This is a genomic window from Roseibium limicola (assembly GCF_017313085.1).
Classification (GTDB): domain Bacteria; phylum Pseudomonadota; class Alphaproteobacteria; order Rhizobiales; family Stappiaceae; genus Roseibium; species Roseibium limicola.
In genome coordinates, this window is the sequence record NZ_JAFLNF010000005.1 from 127,977 (window position 1) to 145,050 (window position 17,074).

Consider the following 17,074-nt stretch of genomic DNA (forward strand, 5'->3'; position numbering starts at 1 on the left):
TGATATTGGCGGATCGACAACACTGATAAGCTGGAAACAGGAGGCTTGGATGGCTGAGGCATACAAAACCATCGTTCTGACCGGGGCGAGCGGCGGCATTGGCGAAGCCCTGGCGAAACGCATGGCGAAGCCTGGTCGACATCTGGTGCTTATTGCCAGAGATCAGAAAAAACTGGATGCACTTGCGGCACAGGTCGCAGTTTTGGGTGCGACCGTGGAGACGGCTTCTGTCGATTCGCGGGACACGGAGCTGATGGGACGTACCTTGGCTGACGTGCAGCAGCGGTTTGAAATTGATCTGGTGATTGCCAATGCAGGGGTGACAGCCGGGCTCGGTGCCGGCAATAGCCACGAAGCTCTCGAAGACTTCGACCGTCAGATCGACATCAACCTGCGTGGCACTGTTCATACAGTCGGCGCAGTGGTGGAAGGCATGCGATCACGTTTGAGGGGGCAAGTTGTCTTGATCTCGTCCCTGGCAGGTATGCGCGCCTTGCCGGAGATGCCAGGTTATAGTGCGACCAAGGCGGCAGTGATTGCCTATGGACACTCCTTGCGCGGTTGGCTGAGGCCGTTTGGTGTCAGTGTTACCATCATCTGCCCCGGTTTTGTGACGACGCCGATGTCTGCGCGCCACAATGGTCCAAAGCCGCTTGAGTGGTCAGCAGAGAAAGCGGCAGACAGGATGTGGCGTGCCATTGAGGCCAAGCGAGCGTTTTTTGCCTTTCCGTTCTTGTTGGCGTGGGGAATTCGTTTGCAAAATCTTCTGCCTGCAAAACTTGGCGATATTTTCATGGGAGGCTTCGCAGCGACGATTGAGCCGGATCCGCGCTATACGAAAAAACCGGACGTGTAACAAACGCGCCCGGCTTTTGTTGTCCCTTGATTTAAGCTGCTGCGTACCCTTCGATCAGCTGCGCGAGCGTGACGGCTTGTCCTATGAGGACTTCAACAGCCGGTCCATAACCCCTGTATCGGCATTCAACTTGTCGAGCTCTTCCACAGTTGCATTCACCGCCCGGTCGATCTGCTCCAGCGTGTGGTCGCTGGTGATGAAAAAGCGCAGACGTGCCGACTTCTCAGCAACGGCAGGGAAGATGATCGGTAGTGCATTGATCCGCCGTTCCAGCAGATTGTTTGAGAGCATGGCAGCTCGCAAGCTGTCGCCGACAATTACCGGAACGACAGATGCGCCGATGCTTGGCCCCGTGTTCAAGCCGGCATCCGTGGCGACTTTCAGGAAGTAAGCGCCATTTTCACGCAACTTGGCAACGCGTTCAGGCTCCTTTGCCATCATCTCGATCGACATAAGCGCAGCTGCACTAAGCGCTGGGGACAGACCGACTGAGAAAACAAAGCCAGGATTACTGACCTTCAGATAGTCGCACAGAACTTTTGACCCGGCGATATAGCCGCCGCAAGACGAGAAGGTCTTACTGAGAGTACCCATCCAGAGTTCGACGGATGTTGGATCAATGCCTTGTTCCTCACAGATGCCACGGCCTGACTGGCCGAGCACTCCGATGGAATGAGCTTCATCGACCATAAGCCATGAATCATAGGCCTGCTTTATCTGGATCACCCGCTTCAGGTCTGGGACGTCGCCGTCCATGGAATACAGGCCTTCTATGATGATCAGCACATTCTCGAACTTGTGCCGCTGCTCTTGCAGCAGACGTTCCAGTGCCTTGAAGTCATCGTGAGGGAAGTTGATACGAGTGGCGCCTGATAAGCGAGCGCCTTCGGCAATCGAGTTGTGAACAAGACTGTCGGTAACAATCAGGTCGCCTTTACCCATCAAGTGGCCGATCGTTGAGACGTTGGTCGCATGCCCAGACACCATGACGATAGAAGATTCCACCCCATGTAAATGGGCCAATGCAGTTTCTAGCTCACCATGAATCGGCCGCTCACCCGCTACAATCCGACTGGCGGACGCGCTGGTGCCAAAGGTTTCAACTGCCTTTGCTGAAGCTTGGTTGATCAGCGGATGACCGTTGAGTCCAAGGTAGTTGTAAGAGGCGAAGTTGTCATAGGTCTCTCCATCGATCAGCGTAACGTTGCTGGCGATGCCCTGATGTGGACGGAAAAACGGATTGGTAACGCCGAGAATGTCTGCTGCCGCGCGTTGCATCTGGAGTTGTTTTACCTGCGGCAACTTGCGGAAGTCGAAGGCCTTCGGGCGCTTGTCCTTCTCGCGGCCAGCATTCTCCTGCAGACTTGACGAACCAACTCTTGCGGAGCCGCTTCCCCGCCGATCCCGGGCAGATTTGCGACCGGTTCGCAGGTTGTCGATCAGTTTTGCCTTTTCCGAAGCATCCATTCCGTAGGTCGTTTCTCAAAGTTAGAGGAAAGATCCCAATTCGCGACTTTTGTCGTTCATCCGTTGTTCAAGTTCCGCCAGATCACTCATATTCTCACCAGCGCCATCGATATGGGAGCTGGCGAGGCGTTGAGTTTCACCTGAGATACCCTCGTCACCGCTCTCGCCGAGAACTCGGCTTGCAATCCGCCCGGACAAATCGTTGAGCGTTGCACCATTTGCCAGCGACATAAGGGGAATGTCTATACCCAGCTGACGTTCCGCACTCATGCGTAATTCCAGTGCCATTAGTGAATCCATGCCGATTTCAGACAAGGGCTTATGTGCGTCAATATCATCGCCGGAGATACGAAGGATTTTGCCAATCTCGGCGGCCAGAAGCTTGCCAACAGTCTGGCTTGCCTCGACTTTGGTCATGCCTTTTAGCAGCACGTGCAGATCGACTGCCCCTTCCGAGCCCTGTCCATCATCTCCCGCGCCGACGCCCATCAAGGCAAAGAGTGGCGTACCGATAAGAGCCAGATCGCGGGAGGCTGCTGCCCAGTCGATCCTGGCAAAGCCGAGGGCCGCAGTTGCGACATCATCTTGCGGTTGCCGCATCAGATCGACAAGTCCGTCCAGCGCTTCACTCGCGGCCAGAGAATGCTTGCCCAGCTTGCGCGCGAGCAAGTCACCCACTTCGGTATTGCGAGCCAGATAGCCGGCATCGGAAATTGCACCCCAAGCAACTGCCAATCCAGCCAGTCCCTCTGTGCGGCGCTTGCGTGCCAGAGCTTCCAGATAAGCATTGGCAGCCACATAGTTGGCCTGTCCAGGGTTACCCACCAGTGTGGTGGCGGAGGAATAAACAACAAAGTGATCGAGCGAATCCTGTCGCGTCAACCGGTCCAGCAACTCAGCGCCGCGCACCTTCGGCGCGATAACCCTGTTCAGGGCATCTTGGTCGAGATTGGCGATCAACACGTCTTTCAAAACCATCGCAGTGTGGAATACCCCGGCGATTGCCGGTTGGTCCTGGCGGATGGTCTGCAGCGCGCTGGCAACTGCGGATTCGTCGGTGATATCACACGCGTGAGCCGAGACCTGAACACCCATGGCTTCCAGCTCGCCGATCACGGCTTGTGCATCTTCTGAAGCGCCGCCGCGACGGCTGAGTACAGCCAGATGAGCAGCGCCATGCATAGCAAGGCGTTTCAGCAGTTCAGCACCGAATCCGCCGAAGCCGCCTGCAACCACATAGGTTGCGTCTGGCTTCATGGCCAGCGGCGCCGGCTCAGGCTTGATTTCCGGGATCTGCGGTGGGCGCAGAACAATCTTGCCAATATGTCCGGCCTGCTGCATCAGTCGGAAGGCTTCTACCACCTGATCTGCTTCAAAGGCACGATAGGGCAGAGGTGCCAGAGTTCCGTCTTCAAACAGCTCCACAAGCTCCTTGAAAAGGCGCTTTGCCAGCTTTGGCTGTCGCGTCAGAAGTTGATCGGCATCAATGCCGAAATAGGTCAGGTTCTGGCGGAACGGACGCAAGCCAATACGGGTGTTGCCATAATAATCACGCTTGCCGAGCTCCAGGAAGCGGCCGAAAGGCTTCAGAACCTCGATGCTGCGCTCCATTGCCTCTCCGAAGAGGGAGTTGAGCACCACATCGACACCCTCGCCAGCCGTCTCATCCATTACCGCGTCGACGAACTCCAAGGTCCGACTGTCGAGCACGACATCGGCCCCCAGAAGTGTCAGGAAGGCGCGTTTCTCCGGGGAGCCTGCAGTGGCAATCACTTTGGCGCCACGCCATTTGGCGATCTGTAGGGCGGCAAGCCCCACACCGCCCGCACCACCATGGATGAGGATCGTCTCGCCTTCCTCCAATGAGGCAAGTTTTACCAATGCATAGTAGGCCGTCAGGAAGGTGACTGGAATGGTCGCAGCTTCTTCTGGAGAAACAGTCGTCGGCATTGGCGCACAGCCGCTTTCATCCACCATGACATGGGCGGAGAAACAGGCCGGCGCAAAGGTGATGACCTGATCACCAGGCTGGAACCGGCTAACGTCTGGACCAACACGCACCACGGTGCCACAACATTCCATACCCAGCGTCGGTCCGGCAAAGCCGTCTTCCAAGGCCTCTTCCGGCAGCAGACCAAGAGCCCACATCACATCGCGGAAATTCAGGCCGCTGGCCTTCACTTCGATTTCCACATCCCCGGCTTTCAGCTCGGGGCGGGCGATTGGGGTCCAGGCAAGTTGATCGAGAGATCCCTGCTGGATGACGTCCAGGCGAACCGACGGCAAGCTGCCATCCGGCAGGTGGGTCTCGTCGAGCAGTCCACCTTGCAGAACACGCAGGCCATATCGCCGGTCACCGTCGAGAACGATTTCGCGTTCGTTGTCATCGGAGGCCAATTCCTGGGCAAGACGGGCCGCGGCCAGCCCCGGCGCCAGATCTGGAGCCAGATCAATGAGCTTCATCTTGATTTGCGGGAATTCATTCATTGCCACGCGGGCGTAACCCCAAAGGGCCGATTGCTCAGGTGCGGGCATTGCTGCCGTTGCCATGTCTCGCGCCGCATTTGGAGCGATGAAGGTGATTTGCCCCTCATCACCGCCATGCGCATTCAGCACGCGCGTCAGCGCCCAAAGCCGATCATTGCTCAAGGCGAGAGCATCCGACGGATTGCCATAGGCGCCAAGCAGAAAAATGATTTGTCCGCCCTTGGCCGAGACGTCAGTCAGCTCGCTGAGAGAGCCGTTCATGTCGATGGCCAGATGGCCAATATCCGGTTCACCTTCGGCTGCGGGCACAGCAATTTGGACAGGGTACCCCCGCTTTTCCAGGCAAGAGTGCAGACCTTCGGCCAATTTGCGAGACGTGCCTTCACGATCAGCAAGCACGACAATAGGCGCTTTTGTTTCTGACTGATCCACTGGAGCAGTATTTTCGTTGTCGGCGACTGCAGGTTCAAAAGACTTTGTGCGTGCCGAGCTAACGTCAATCTCGCCTTCGCTGGTTTCGAGCGCGCGCGTTTCGATCTCAGTCAGACCGAGCCCTTCCAGAACGCTTGCCCAATCCCGGTCCGTGTTCTCGTCGTCCTCTTCGTCGACAACGGCCCACCAATCTGCACCAATACCCTGAATAAGGTTTTCTAATGGAGACGGTAGTGGCTCTGCGGTCAGCCATTGTGCACCGACGATGGCAATGTCTTTCAGAAGGGCCAGCTGCTCACGGTTCAGATTCCCAGCTGGACCTGCCCCGATCACCAAGTCGAACCCACCGGTATCATCCGCAAGGTCTGCTAGCGGCACATGGCGTGTGCTACGAGATCCAGTCCATAGCCGTTCGGCCCGGGCAACATTACTGTTCATGGCATCACTGATGACCAGTTCCTGCGTTACAGGATCCAAGGCGCGATCAAGCGCGAGGGCCAGCCCTCCGGATTGGGCGCCGATCAAGGCAATGCGCAGCGAACGATCTTTGGGTGCCTCTGCCAGAAGCGCGAGGACAGCTTTTTTCAATCCGCTGTCGAGAGCCTGATTTGCGCCAGAGCCTTCGGTGTGGGCTGCGAAAAGCGAGTTCGCATAATATCCTTGCGCAGTCGCAGGAAGGCCATTTTCAAGCAGATTCGGCAGCTCCTGCGAGAGCCGGGCGAGCAGTGAAGCCGTAGCAATTCGGTTGCCAGCCTCTCGGTAGACGGTCTGCATCAGCAGATCGACACTTGGTCCATCAGCCGGGTCGGTGAGGATCCATGATGCAGTGTCACCTTCCTGGTCATGTATATCGGCAAGGCCACTTTCCAGCAACCAGTCGAGCAGACCTTCAAACAGCGGCTGTGCATTTTCATACAAGTGTCCGTCTGCAACCAGATCGGGAATTGTGAAGGGCGTACCACCTGCTACCTGGAACATGCCAGTATGCGCGACTGTACGGCCGAGAGCTTCGATCAGCAAAACGCTATCGCTCAGATCAGGCGCCGTTTCAGACGCAAATTCAGCCTGTTGGCCAAAAGCATCAAGCGAACCACCAGGCAACAGTGTTTTTGCTAGCTGACGGGATCTGTCCGGTAGCAGGACTGCGGTCTGACGGTAGATCAGCTCGTCGGTGTGTTCGATCTTGCCAAGGGTTACGGCGCGGAACCGGGTTTTCTCAAGACGTGCCACAACCAGACCATCGGTATCGATGAACTCAAAATTTGCTTCGAGCGATCGTGGCGAAGCCTTGGTGACCTTAATCAGGGTTTTTACCGGATCGACACCGGGCTGCAGCAAACGCAGGGCTCCGATACGAATGGGCAGGAAGCTGGTCTTTTTCGGCAGATCCGGGAGCTGAGATAACAGTGCGAACAAGCCATGGAAACCGCTGTCCAGCAGGCTCGGGCAGAAGGCAAACGGCAGGGAGGCGATGGCCGCATCACGTGGTGATAAAGTCAACTCTGCTTCGGTCTGGGAGCTCGCGGTGACAGATTCAGCACGACGGAAGATCGGACCATAATTCAGTCCGAAAGTCTGGGTGATGCGATACAGCTCATCCTTGTCAAGCTTCGCCTGCACGGCCTGGGACGACTGAAGCCTCGGCGTCCCCGTGGCGCTCGATACCGAGACATAATGCCCCCGCGCGTTCAGAGCAAACTCGCTGTCTTTCAAGCGCGGGCGAGAGAGCACTTCGACCACATGGTCGTCAGGAGAGAGGCGAACCAGCGTTTCAAAGCTGTCTCCATCCTCAAAAACCAGTGGACGCAAAATGTCGAAGTCGCGCAGCTCGATCTGATCGTGACCGCTCCATTGCAGGGCGGCTTTTAGGGCCATTTCGGCAAAGCCAGCCGCCGGAAAAACAACCGTGTCTTCGACCTTGTGGTCTGCCAGCCACGGATGGGCTTGCGCGTCGAGCGTATTGAACCATTCGGCAGCTTCTGGCCGCATCCGGTAACCGAGCAATGGAATGTCGACCCCAAAAATAAAGTCGACATCCTCATCGGTGGCTTCGGGCCGAATTTCGGTGTTCTGCCAAGGGTATTGCGGCAAGGCAATTGCAACGTCGGGAGCGTCTCCGACAAAGGCGCTGAGTTCAGTCTCGCCACCAGCTGCGAGAATGCTGGCTGCAACCCGATCAAGCGGCGTACGAGCCTTTGCATCGGCCATAGACACCGGAGCCTTGGATTTCGGCGGCTGATCGAGAGATCCGATTACGGTTGCTCGGGCACCTTCAGCACGTAGCACATCGTTCACATAGGTCGACAAGACCGGCTTTGGACCGATCTCGACGAAGACGCCGATGCCACTCTGTGCCATCCGATTCGCGGCTTCAGAGAATAAAACAGGCTGACGCACGTTACGCCACCAATAGTCGGCATCCAGCAACGGTGCGGTTTCATCCGGTGTCACAGTGGAAAAGAACGGAAGGACGTGCTTGCCCGGCGTTACTTCTGACAGCGCTTTCAGCAGCGGTTCGCGAATTGGGTCAACCAGAGCGCTGTGGAACGGATAGGCCAGATTGAGGCGACGCATTGCCCACTTATTTTTGCGGGCAAACTTTGCGAAGGCATCGAGACTATCGACATCGCCAGAGATCGTCACGCTGCGCGGGCTGTTGATGGCCGCCAGCTCAAGGCGCGGCAAGCCGCTCGCAGCCAAAGCTTCGCGGGCCTTTTCTGCCGGTAGCAATAGGGCGGCCATGGAGCCGAGGTCGCGCACGACTTCCTGTTCTGTTGAACGCGCGTGAATAACCTTGACCGCTTGCGGGAGCGTCAGAGCACCACTGGCCCAAGCTGCGGCGACCTCACCAACGCTATGACCTATGACAGCGTTGGGTTCGATACCGCGCATCTTCAGGCTTTCGGTCACGGCAACCTGAATGGCAAACAGCAACGGTTGTGCAATTTCGGTGCGCTCGATCTCGGCTTCCAGATCGTCGCTAAACAGGGTGGTCAGAAGGGACCAGCCGCCAACGCCCATGAAGATGTGATCGACCTTTTCGAAGCTCTCCTGAAAGCCCCGGTCCTGCTTGTAGGCCTCTTGGCCCATGCCGGCCCATTGTGCGCCGTTTCCGGAAAACACGAAACCGATTGGCACTTTCGGCTTTTGCGCTGATCCTGTGACAATCCGGTCGTCGCTTTCGTCCTTGATGAAGGCGTCCAGAGCCTGAAGCTTGTCTTCAAGGCTTTCGCCGAGAACGATCAGACGTTCGCTCAGCAGGTCACGTCGCTGCGCTGTGCTCAGGACAAGGTCTTTGGCCAACTGAGGCGCATTCGTCAGTCGATCCTTGTAGGTTTGAGCAAGTTCAGCCAGAGAGGCCTTGGAGCGTGCGGACAGAAGCAGAGGGGCGAGAACGGACGGTTTTGACGAAGTTGAGGCACTGGAAGAGGCAGCAACCGGATCGCCGTCAGAAATGACAGCATGTGCGTTGGTGCCACCGAAACCAAAGGAGTTGATGCCAGCCAAACGAGGCTTGTCGCTGGGCGCGAGGGGAGTTGCCTCAGCTGCAACTTCGAGATTCAATTCGTCAAATGGAATATCGGGGTTCGGTTCCTTGAAGTGCAGAGACTTCGGCAGCAGGTCATGTTTCAGCGCCAGAATTGATTTTAGAACACCAACCAGGCCAGAGGCGGGTTCAAGGTGGCCGACGTTGGTCTTTACCGAGCCGATAAGCAATTTATCATCGCGTTTCTGACTGACGCTGGTGCCAAGAGCTTGAGCTTCGGCCGGGTCGCCGACCCTGGTGCCTGTGCCGTGCGCTTCAATGAAGGCAAGGTCGTTCGGATTGACGTTCAGCTGGCCGCCGTAAATCTCTTGGAGCAGATTGCCCTGCGCTTCCGATGAGGGAAGGGACATGCCGACGGTTCGACCGTCGGCATTCAAGCCGCAGGCGACAAGCCGCGCATGTGCCATTGTACCAGGCAGTTTCTTGGCGCGCTCCGACTGAAGTACCATGACGACGCCGCCTTCCGAGCGCACATAGCCATCGCCATTGGCGTCGAATGCCTGACAGAGGCCGGTCGGCGACAACATGGTCGCGCGCGAGAACCCGATGAACGGGAAAGGGCTCAGAAGCAGACTGATGCCGCAGACGATTGCAGTGTCGATCCGGCCGCTCTCAAGCGCGCTGACAGCTTCGTGTAGTGCGACAAGTGAAGAGGAGCATGCCGTGTCCACGGTAAAGCTCGGGCCGCGCAAATCGTAAATATAGGAAATCCGATTCGAGACAATCGACAGCGTATTGCCGGTCATGAACTGCATGTCGGCATTGGCCGGATCTGTCAGGAAACGGTGGTGGTAATCGAGAGAGGAAGCGCCGACATAAACCCCGGTTGAACTTCCGGCAATGTCGCTTGGGCGAATGTTGGCGTGTTCCAGCGATTCCCAGACCAGTTGCAGCAACAACCGCTGCTGCGGATCCATCTGCAGGGCTTCACGAGGGGAGATGCCGAAGAAGGCAGGGTCAAACCCCCAGACGTCATCAATCTGCCCGGCAGCCCAAGTGTATGAACGGCCAGGCATGGCGGTGTCAGGATGACGAAACCTGGAAAGCGGCCAGCGTTGCGGGTCGACACTCGTAACTGAGCAGGTGCCCGAACGCAGGAGTTCCCAGAATTCTTCAGTGGTATTTGCTCCTGGGAGTCGGCTTGCATAACCGACGATACGAATATCGGAACTCAGAGACGCCACGTGAAGTCCTTTATAGTGTCTTTTTACTTCGAGTCAGAAATGGGAATGAGCGCGCTTTAATCGCGTGTCCCAAGGTCGCGTGGCACCGGCGAGATGCATGCTAGCATAAATACAGCTGTGCTTCTCGATCGTTGCCTTGAAGTCGCGACCTTCAAACGCAAGCAAAATGTCCTCACCCTCAATATCCCTTTAAGACCATGTCGCCGCTAAGGCAAAAAATTGAAACGCCTTTGAAACAATACCCCAGCGGCCTTGTCCAATCTACGAACATTTCAACAGAGGCACAGGATCTGCTGGTGCAGCCAATATCCTCAATATAGCCGAAGGAATTTCGACTGTAGCATTTGTCACAGTTTCCTCTGTGCGGCAAGCTCGTGAAAGGCAATCTACAATAGTTATTACCACGCGGTAGGTAGCCTAGCGGGTTTCCCTTTGCCAGTCTTTCTCGAAGCTAAGGGTTGTCAGCTGGCAAAAGCGAGCCAGACGATAAAGTTCCTTTTCCAACGAAAGGTCTCGTGCCTTGGATGCTCGAATACCACGCTCTGGCCAGTAGGCGATTACGTTGAGGCTACCGTCTTTCCGATTTGCTCGCATGTCGATACGGCCAATCATTCGGGATCCTTCCAGTACCGGAAAAACATAATAGCCATATGTACGCAGAGGTTCGGGTACGAACACCTCTATCTTGTAGTCGAAGTCGAACAGGCGCATCGCTCTTTTGCGGTCTCGTAGCATCGGATCGAAGGGCGATAGAATTCTGACTTTTCCGGGCGGGTTTGGCAGTGTTTCCATAGTCTGTAGAGTAAGGGGACGCATGTAACTGGTGCGAGACCGACCATCGCAGTCGAGAATGTCGACCGCTTGTATCTCTCCGCGGGCTTCCGCTGCCAGAGCCCAGGTCTTGGCCTCGTTCGGTGTAATCAAGTCGAGGAAGGCTGCCAATTCGCCGGATGTGGCAAAGCCGAGCCGATCAAGCGCCATCTGACAGGCAAAGGCGATGGTTTCCTCAAGCTCAGGCTTTCGCGTCAGGATATGATCCGGCACGACATTCTCGGTCAGATCGTAGACCTTCTTGAAGCCGTCGCGTCCGGTGACGCTGAGTGCGCCGGTGCGCCATAGAAATTCCAGCGCCGTCTTTGAAGGGTGCCATTCCCACCACCCACCCTTGGAGCGGGGTTCGTCTTTACCGACATCCCCGGATGTTGCCGGGCCGTGTTGAGCAATTTGATGCAGGACGTCCTGGAACTTCTGCTGGAAGTCGTGCTGTTGCCAGCGCTCCCATCGTCCGCTGAGGCGTTCCTTGTCTCGGGTGAACTTGTGCTTCCAGTGGGGGAAGAACTCCATTGGAATGAAGGATGCGTCGTGCGTCCACTGCTCAAACAGCTGGCGATCTTTCTCGTAGAGGCGTTTGAGTTGGTTTTCCCTGTAGGTTCCAAGACGAGAGCGGAGGATCATGTGATGGGCCCGCGCCACCGTATTGATGCTGTCGATCTGGACGAAGCCCAGGTTCTGGATCGTCGATTGAAGTCGTGCTGAGACACTGCTTTCTTTGTTCGGTGGGCGACTCAACCCGTGGCGGTCGAGGAAGAGCCGGCGAGCTTGCTCATTGGAAACTTGTGGGCGTGATGGGGAGGGGGCTGGCATAAACGCTCTTTATGATCTGTAGTACCGGTCCATTAAAGTGAGGGCCGACTTGACTGTCAGTCTAGGCAATTTGAACCGGGCTTGGAAAGGATTGTGGCATGCTGCTGCCTTGCAAATTTCGTATGGTGTGTGCAAGAGCAGGCGGGTTGTTCGGTCGTAGCTGATAATCCGAAGAGTTGAGGGCCTTCGCGCGGGTAAACTGGTCCGCGCAAGGAGTGCTGTGCACGTTCGGAATAAACTTTGCCAAACCGGGTCTGGATTCAGTGGAATATTCCCGAAGAACGCGCTGGGCAGCATTCTCTTTGCTCAACAGGCTTCGCGGTGGATGCTAGAAACTGTGCTCTGAGATCTAGAGATTTAACTGCTTGTGAATGGAAGACGAGGACTGATGAACGTTCTTTCCAAACCTGCTGATCTGGAAGCTGCAGCCCCTGCGGGCGCGTTCATCCAGGAAGTGACATCGGTTCAGCATTACACTGACCACCTGTTCAAGTTCCGCATGACACGGCCGGCAAGCTTCCGCTTCCGTTCCGGCGAGTTCGTGATGATCGGTCTGATGATTGATGGAAAGCCGCTTTATCGCGCCTATTCCATTGCCAGCCCCTCTTGGGATGAAGAGCTGGAATTCTTCTCCATCAAGGTTCCTGATGGGCCTTTGACCCAGTATCTGCAGAAAGTGCAGCCGGGTGACGCTGTTCTGATGAAGAAGAAGCCGACAGGCACGCTGGTGAATGATGCCCTTGTGCCGGGTAAGCGTGTTTACATGTTCTCCACTGGCACTGGTCTGGCGCCCTTCGCCAGCCTGATCCGCGACCCGGACACTTACGAAAAGTTTGACGAGGTCATCGTGACTCACACCTGTCGTCAGGTGGAAGAGCTGCGGTACGGCCTGGATCTGGTGGAAGCCACTAAAAATGATCCACTGATCGGCGAGCTCGCTGCTGAAAAGTTGAAGCATTTTACTTCGGTGACCCGTGAAGACTATCCGGTCAAGGGGCGGATTACCGACCTGATCGAGAATGGGCGCCTGTTTGAAGAGTTGGGCGTGCCGCCTCTGGATCCTGCCATCGATCGCGGAATGATCTGTGGCTCGATGGACATGCTACGCGATACCAAGGCAATCCTTGAGAAGGCTGGCTTGCATGAAGGCGCCAACAACAAGCCTGCCGAATTTGTCGTGGAGCGCGCCTTCGTTGGCTGATTCTCCGGTCTGAAGCTCGCTTCCTCCCGAGATTCACCGCGCTAGATTATTGAACGGCTGTCTGAATGGGCGGCCGTTTTTGTTTTTATTCCCTAAGGCTTCTGCGCTGTTTATGCATGAATTCTGCGTGAACTGTGTGTTGGTCAAGCCATGTCTGGACACGAACGTAGCGGAATGGCACTAGTTTTAGGCCAAGTAATAAATGCTCCGGGTATCTTTATTGTTCCGGCTAGCGAATGGGAGGCAAGCTCCGAGAATGTCTGGCGAAATGATCACTGACGGCCGATGCTACGTCATTGCCGAAATCGGCATCAATCACAACGGCGATCTGTCCAAGGCGCTTGAGATGGTTCGGGCGGCGAAGGTAGCTGACTGCGATGCAGTCAAGTTTCAGAAACGCACCCTTGACGTCGTTTACACTGCGGAAGAGCTGGCCAAACCAAGAGACAACGTCTTTGGTCCGACCAACGGGGACCTGAAGCGCGGGCTGGAGTTTTCCGAACAGGACTACACGGCCATCGACAGCTTCTGCCGTGAGGTCGGTATCGACTGGTTTGCCTCCCCCTGGGATCAAGCCTCGACCGAGTTCCTGATGAAGTACGACAGCCCCTATCTGAAGGTCGCTTCGGCGATGCTGACGGATAAGGCGTTCCTGGAGCATTGCGCGGCGACAGGGCGGCCATTGCTGGTTTCAACCGGCATGGCGGACATGGATCTGATTTCACGCGCAGTCGGAGTTATCGAGGGCGCTGGTGGAACAATTGCCTGCCTCTACCATTGCACGTCGACATATCCGTCCCGCGATGCAGATCTCAATCTTCGTGGCATTGCGACGCTCAAATCCCGGTTTCCGAACCTCAAGATAGGCTACTCCGGTCATGAGGAGGGGATACTGCCGAGCGTGCTTGCTGCGGCGTTGGGGGCGGTTTCTGTCGAGCGCCACATCACGTTAAGTCGAGAAGACTGGGGATCTGATCAGAAGGCCTCGCTTGAGATGGGAGACGTGGCAGAGATGGTCGCGCAGATCCGGCGGGCTGAAGTTGTGCTCGGTAATGGCGACATTCGTTTTCTTGAAGATGAAAAACCCATTGCCGAGAAATTGCGCCGCAACCACACCCTGTAGGGGGCATTTCTGTAACGGTAACTCTAAACCCCGCTTGGGAAAGAAATAACCTACTTTCCCAAGCAGGATTTGTTTGGCTTTCTGGCGGTGGCAATGAGCGTGTCTGTACGCCCGAGAGTGGCGAGATGGGCCCGATAAGCTGCATCAAGAGCTTCTGAACTCAAGTGTGCGAAATGGGCGTGCCCGCCCGGCTTTCTCTCCATCTGCCAGTGGAGATGGTTGGCATATCCGTATCTTTGAAAGTAATCGACCTTGATATCGGTGAAGCCGGATGCGGCCAAGTATGTCCTGAGGCTATCCTGGGTGTGTAGCACCAGATGCTCGCTCCAGTAGGTGAAGTCACGATATTCAGTGATGGCCAGCTCTTCCGACAGGAAGTCTCGGGCATGCGGCACTTCAATGAAGAGTGTTCCGCCGGGCTTCATGGCTTTCTCGACGTCTGCCAGAATTTGCAGCTGATCCGGTATGTGCTCCAACACATGAAACAGCGTCACCAGGTCGAAATCGCCAGCAGTATCCGCCAGAGATGCCGCGATTTGTCCGCGGGCGCCTAGCCTGTCGGAAATGAGGTCACGCAAATCTTTGCGGATTTCGATGCCCGTGACATCCGTTGTCAAGGATAACGCGTCGTCCAGAAACAGGCCTCGTCCTGTTCCGAAATCACAAACTCTCTTGCCGCGTATTAGTTCGGAGGTCTGGGCCAGCCGTCTCGCGTCGTCGTCATTTCGGGTGAGCCGCTGTAGTCCGTCTCGTGTCGCGACTTCGGATCGGTCTAATTTGCCGATGGTTTTCTGGCCGTAGTGACTCTCTACCTCGATCGTCTCGGCCAGAAATATGACCCCGCTTTCCGTATCTTTTAAAACCTTGATGTCCGCATCTCGGGTGCGGGGCCAGTGAAGCTCCACGCTCGTCTGGCGGATCAAGCCCAGATCCAGAAGTTGGCGAATGTGTACCGCCTTGGAGGTAAGCTGAAACTCCTGTGTTGCCGGCTGCATGGAAGGTCCTTGACGTAAAGAGCGCATGTATAAAAATACGTATAGTTTGGGTGGGAATACAATTGTTTACGAAATCAATAGTCTCAGCTGACGGAGAGGATATCAATTAATAAATTTGTTGAAACTTAAGCACTTGGCCGCCTCTTGGTTGAATGCGCTGTGGGTTCGGAGAACTATAGGGAAGGTGTTGGCGGATTCGGGTCGGTTGAGTGCTGTGAAAATCCCTGGTTTCGCTGATAGATGAGACAGAAGGGCGGATTGAATGTCCTGTATCGCCGTTATTCCGGCGCGGGGAGGCTCCAAAGGTGTGCCAGGCAAAAACCTGAAGCCCTTGGCCAACCGCCCGCTGATTGCCTGGACAATCGAAGAAGCTCTGAAGGTTGCTGGCGTCGATGAGGTCATCGTTTCGACCGACGATGATGAGATCGCCGAAGTCAGCCGAGGTTACGGTGCCTCCGTGCCTTTCGTCAGGCCGGCTGACCTGGCGCAGGACAGCGTGCATGCTGTCCACGTCGTTTTGCATTTGATCGAGTGGCTGAGCGAGTATCGCTCAACGGCCCCTGATGCGATTACCATGTTACTCCCGACCGCGCCGTTACGTAGGCGTTGGCATGTCGAGAAGGCGCTGGGCCTTTTTGCCCAGCAGCCGGAAAGCCCGGTGATATCCGTTTATCGCAGTCTGACACCGCTTATCAGCCTGCGCTGGATCGAGGAGGGGCGGATGAAGCCTGTTGTCGAGACCGGCAATCTCAATGTGCAGCGTCAGGACCTGAAGCCGGTCTATGGCGTGAATGGAAGCATCTACATCGCCAGTGTTGAGCATTTGAAGCGGACGGGTTCGTTTCATACCGAAGACGCTCGACCTTTCGTCATGGATCGGCTGCACTCCCTCGATATCAACTCCTTGGATGATTTCGCCATGGCAGAGCACTTCTTGACTTCGCCCGACTTTGATCTGGACAAGAGTTTGTTGGAAGAGGAACGCGCAGTATGATCCGCATCGCCCATATCGGCGGTTGGGGCCGCAATTTCGGAGACTTCGCCCTTCAGGCCGGCCAAATGAGCATCCTGCGCGAAAGCGCCCCGGATGATCTCGACTTTCTTCCAATCCATTGCCAGCGAACGCGATTTCATCCCGACCTGATCGACCTGATCAACGAAACATGCGACCTCTTTCTTCTGGGGGGCGGCGGGATGATCTTTCACCGGCCCGAGGATTCCAGCCTCTCTGGTTGGCAATTCAATATCAGCCTGGAGGATCTCAAGCGGATCAGGATCCCGCTGGCAGTCTATGCCATCGGCTACAATCCCTTCCATTTCGATAGTCTCAAGCTGCTTCCTCAGGCGATGGGGCATCTGCGCGCCGTTCAGGAGAAGGCAGCCTTGTTTTCCGTGCGCAATCAGGGAAGCCGCAAGGCTCTGATGGAAGGAGGGCTGGATGGCGACCGCATAGACGTCATCCCTGATCCGGGTCTGTACGTGCCGCCGCACGCCTTTACCTTGCCAGGTAAACCTCGAGCGGGGCCGAAAATCGGCCTGAACTGGGCGGGTGATCGCCCGCATTTCCGGTTCGCCGAGCCGTGGGAGAAGAGCCGCGGCAACCTGATCTCTGCCATATGCGCGGCTTTTGAGAGGGTCGCGGCACAGCATCCTGATCTGCAGGTCTACTTTCTCCCGCATCTGGAAGACCGGATCGACAGCGATGTCTGGCCTCAATTCCAGGAGCGTCTCGGTGATCGTATTCTCAATCTAGAAGACGCCGCCTCGCAAATTTATCCGCCGTCACTGGCGCAGGTCGGCTTCCTGGCGGATTGCTACCGGCAGATGGATCTGACCATCGGCATGCGCGGCCACGCCAACATCGTGCCTTACGGTATGAATACGCCGATCCTAGGTTTGGGGAGTCACGACAAGGTGGGCTTCTTTTTAAAGGAGGTCGGGCTTGAAAAGGCGTGGTTGTCGACCCAGCAGAGTGCGGATGCAGGGGGTGGTGAAGCCATCGCGGACCGGATTTTCGAAACTCTCGCCAACAAGGCCTCGTTGAAGGCGGAAATGGCAACGGGGTTGGCGGAGTGCCGTGAGATATCTCTGGCGTTTCATCGACGCTTGTTTGACGTACTCTGACAGATTTCGTGATG

The 17,074-nt window shown here is 56.2% G+C and carries 9 protein-coding genes; 5 read left to right on the forward strand and 4 right to left on the reverse strand.

The genetic code is table 11. The annotated features are described in order from the left end of the window. The first annotated feature begins 49 nt into the window (after window positions 1-49). A complete protein-coding gene (locus J0X15_RS12715; protein ID WP_206941280.1) occupies window positions 50-856 on the forward strand; it encodes an SDR family NAD(P)-dependent oxidoreductase in 807 nt (268 codons plus the stop codon). Between the two features lie 81 nt (window positions 857-937). Here J0X15_RS12715 and J0X15_RS12720 read toward each other — a convergent pair whose 3' ends face one another. The 3 genes from J0X15_RS12720 to J0X15_RS12730 all read right to left on the reverse strand — a co-directional run bounded on the left by J0X15_RS12720 (window position 938) and on the right by J0X15_RS12730 (window position 11,617). Beyond that, window positions 938-2,323: an aminotransferase class I/II-fold pyridoxal phosphate-dependent enzyme gene (locus J0X15_RS12720; protein ID WP_206941282.1), complete on the reverse strand. Its 1,386-nt coding sequence runs from the start codon at window positions 2,321-2,323 to the stop codon at window positions 938-940. A 21-nt stretch (window positions 2,324-2,344) separates the two neighbouring features. After that, window positions 2,345-9,973 carry an SDR family NAD(P)-dependent oxidoreductase gene (locus tag J0X15_RS12725; RefSeq protein ID WP_209015316.1) on the reverse strand — a complete coding sequence of 2,543 codons (7,629 nt, stop codon included), beginning with the start codon at window positions 9,971-9,973 and terminating at the stop codon, window positions 2,345-2,347. A gap of 417 nt (window positions 9,974-10,390) precedes the next feature. Further along, window positions 10,391-11,617, reverse strand: a complete 1,227-nt coding sequence (locus J0X15_RS12730) for a winged helix-turn-helix domain-containing protein (RefSeq protein ID WP_206941284.1) — start codon at window positions 11,615-11,617, stop codon at window positions 10,391-10,393. Window positions 11,618-12,005: 388 nt separating this feature from the next. Here J0X15_RS12730 and J0X15_RS12735 point away from each other — a divergent pair, with 388 nt between their 5' ends. Together J0X15_RS12735 and J0X15_RS12740 are read left to right on the forward strand one after the other, a co-directional pair. After that, on the forward strand, window positions 12,006-12,818 hold the full coding sequence (locus tag J0X15_RS12735; protein ID WP_206941286.1) for a ferredoxin--NADP reductase: 813 nt from the start codon (window positions 12,006-12,008) through the stop codon (window positions 12,816-12,818). A gap of 256 nt (window positions 12,819-13,074) precedes the next feature. Then, a complete protein-coding gene (locus J0X15_RS12740) occupies window positions 13,075-13,941 on the forward strand; it encodes an N-acetylneuraminate synthase family protein (RefSeq protein ID WP_209015317.1) in 867 nt (288 codons plus the stop codon). A 50-nt stretch (window positions 13,942-13,991) separates the two neighbouring features. On the opposite strand, the gene J0X15_RS12745 is transcribed toward J0X15_RS12740, so the two are convergent. Further along, window positions 13,992-14,864, reverse strand: a complete 873-nt coding sequence (locus tag J0X15_RS12745) for a class I SAM-dependent methyltransferase (protein WP_206941289.1) — start codon at window positions 14,862-14,864, stop codon at window positions 13,992-13,994. Window positions 14,865-15,198: 334 nt separating this feature from the next. On the opposite strand from J0X15_RS12745, the gene J0X15_RS12750 reads away from it, so the two are divergent. Next, window positions 15,199-15,930, forward strand: coding sequence for an acylneuraminate cytidylyltransferase family protein (locus J0X15_RS12750; RefSeq protein ID WP_206941291.1), 732 nt, complete (start codon window positions 15,199-15,201; stop codon window positions 15,928-15,930). Continuing rightward, complete coding sequence (locus tag J0X15_RS12755) at window positions 15,927-17,060, forward strand: polysaccharide pyruvyl transferase family protein (protein ID WP_206941293.1); 1,134 nt, start codon at window positions 15,927-15,929, stop codon at window positions 17,058-17,060. The genes J0X15_RS12750 and J0X15_RS12755 overlap by 4 nt, the downstream gene beginning before the upstream one ends. Window positions 17,061-17,074: the final 14 nt, after the last annotated feature.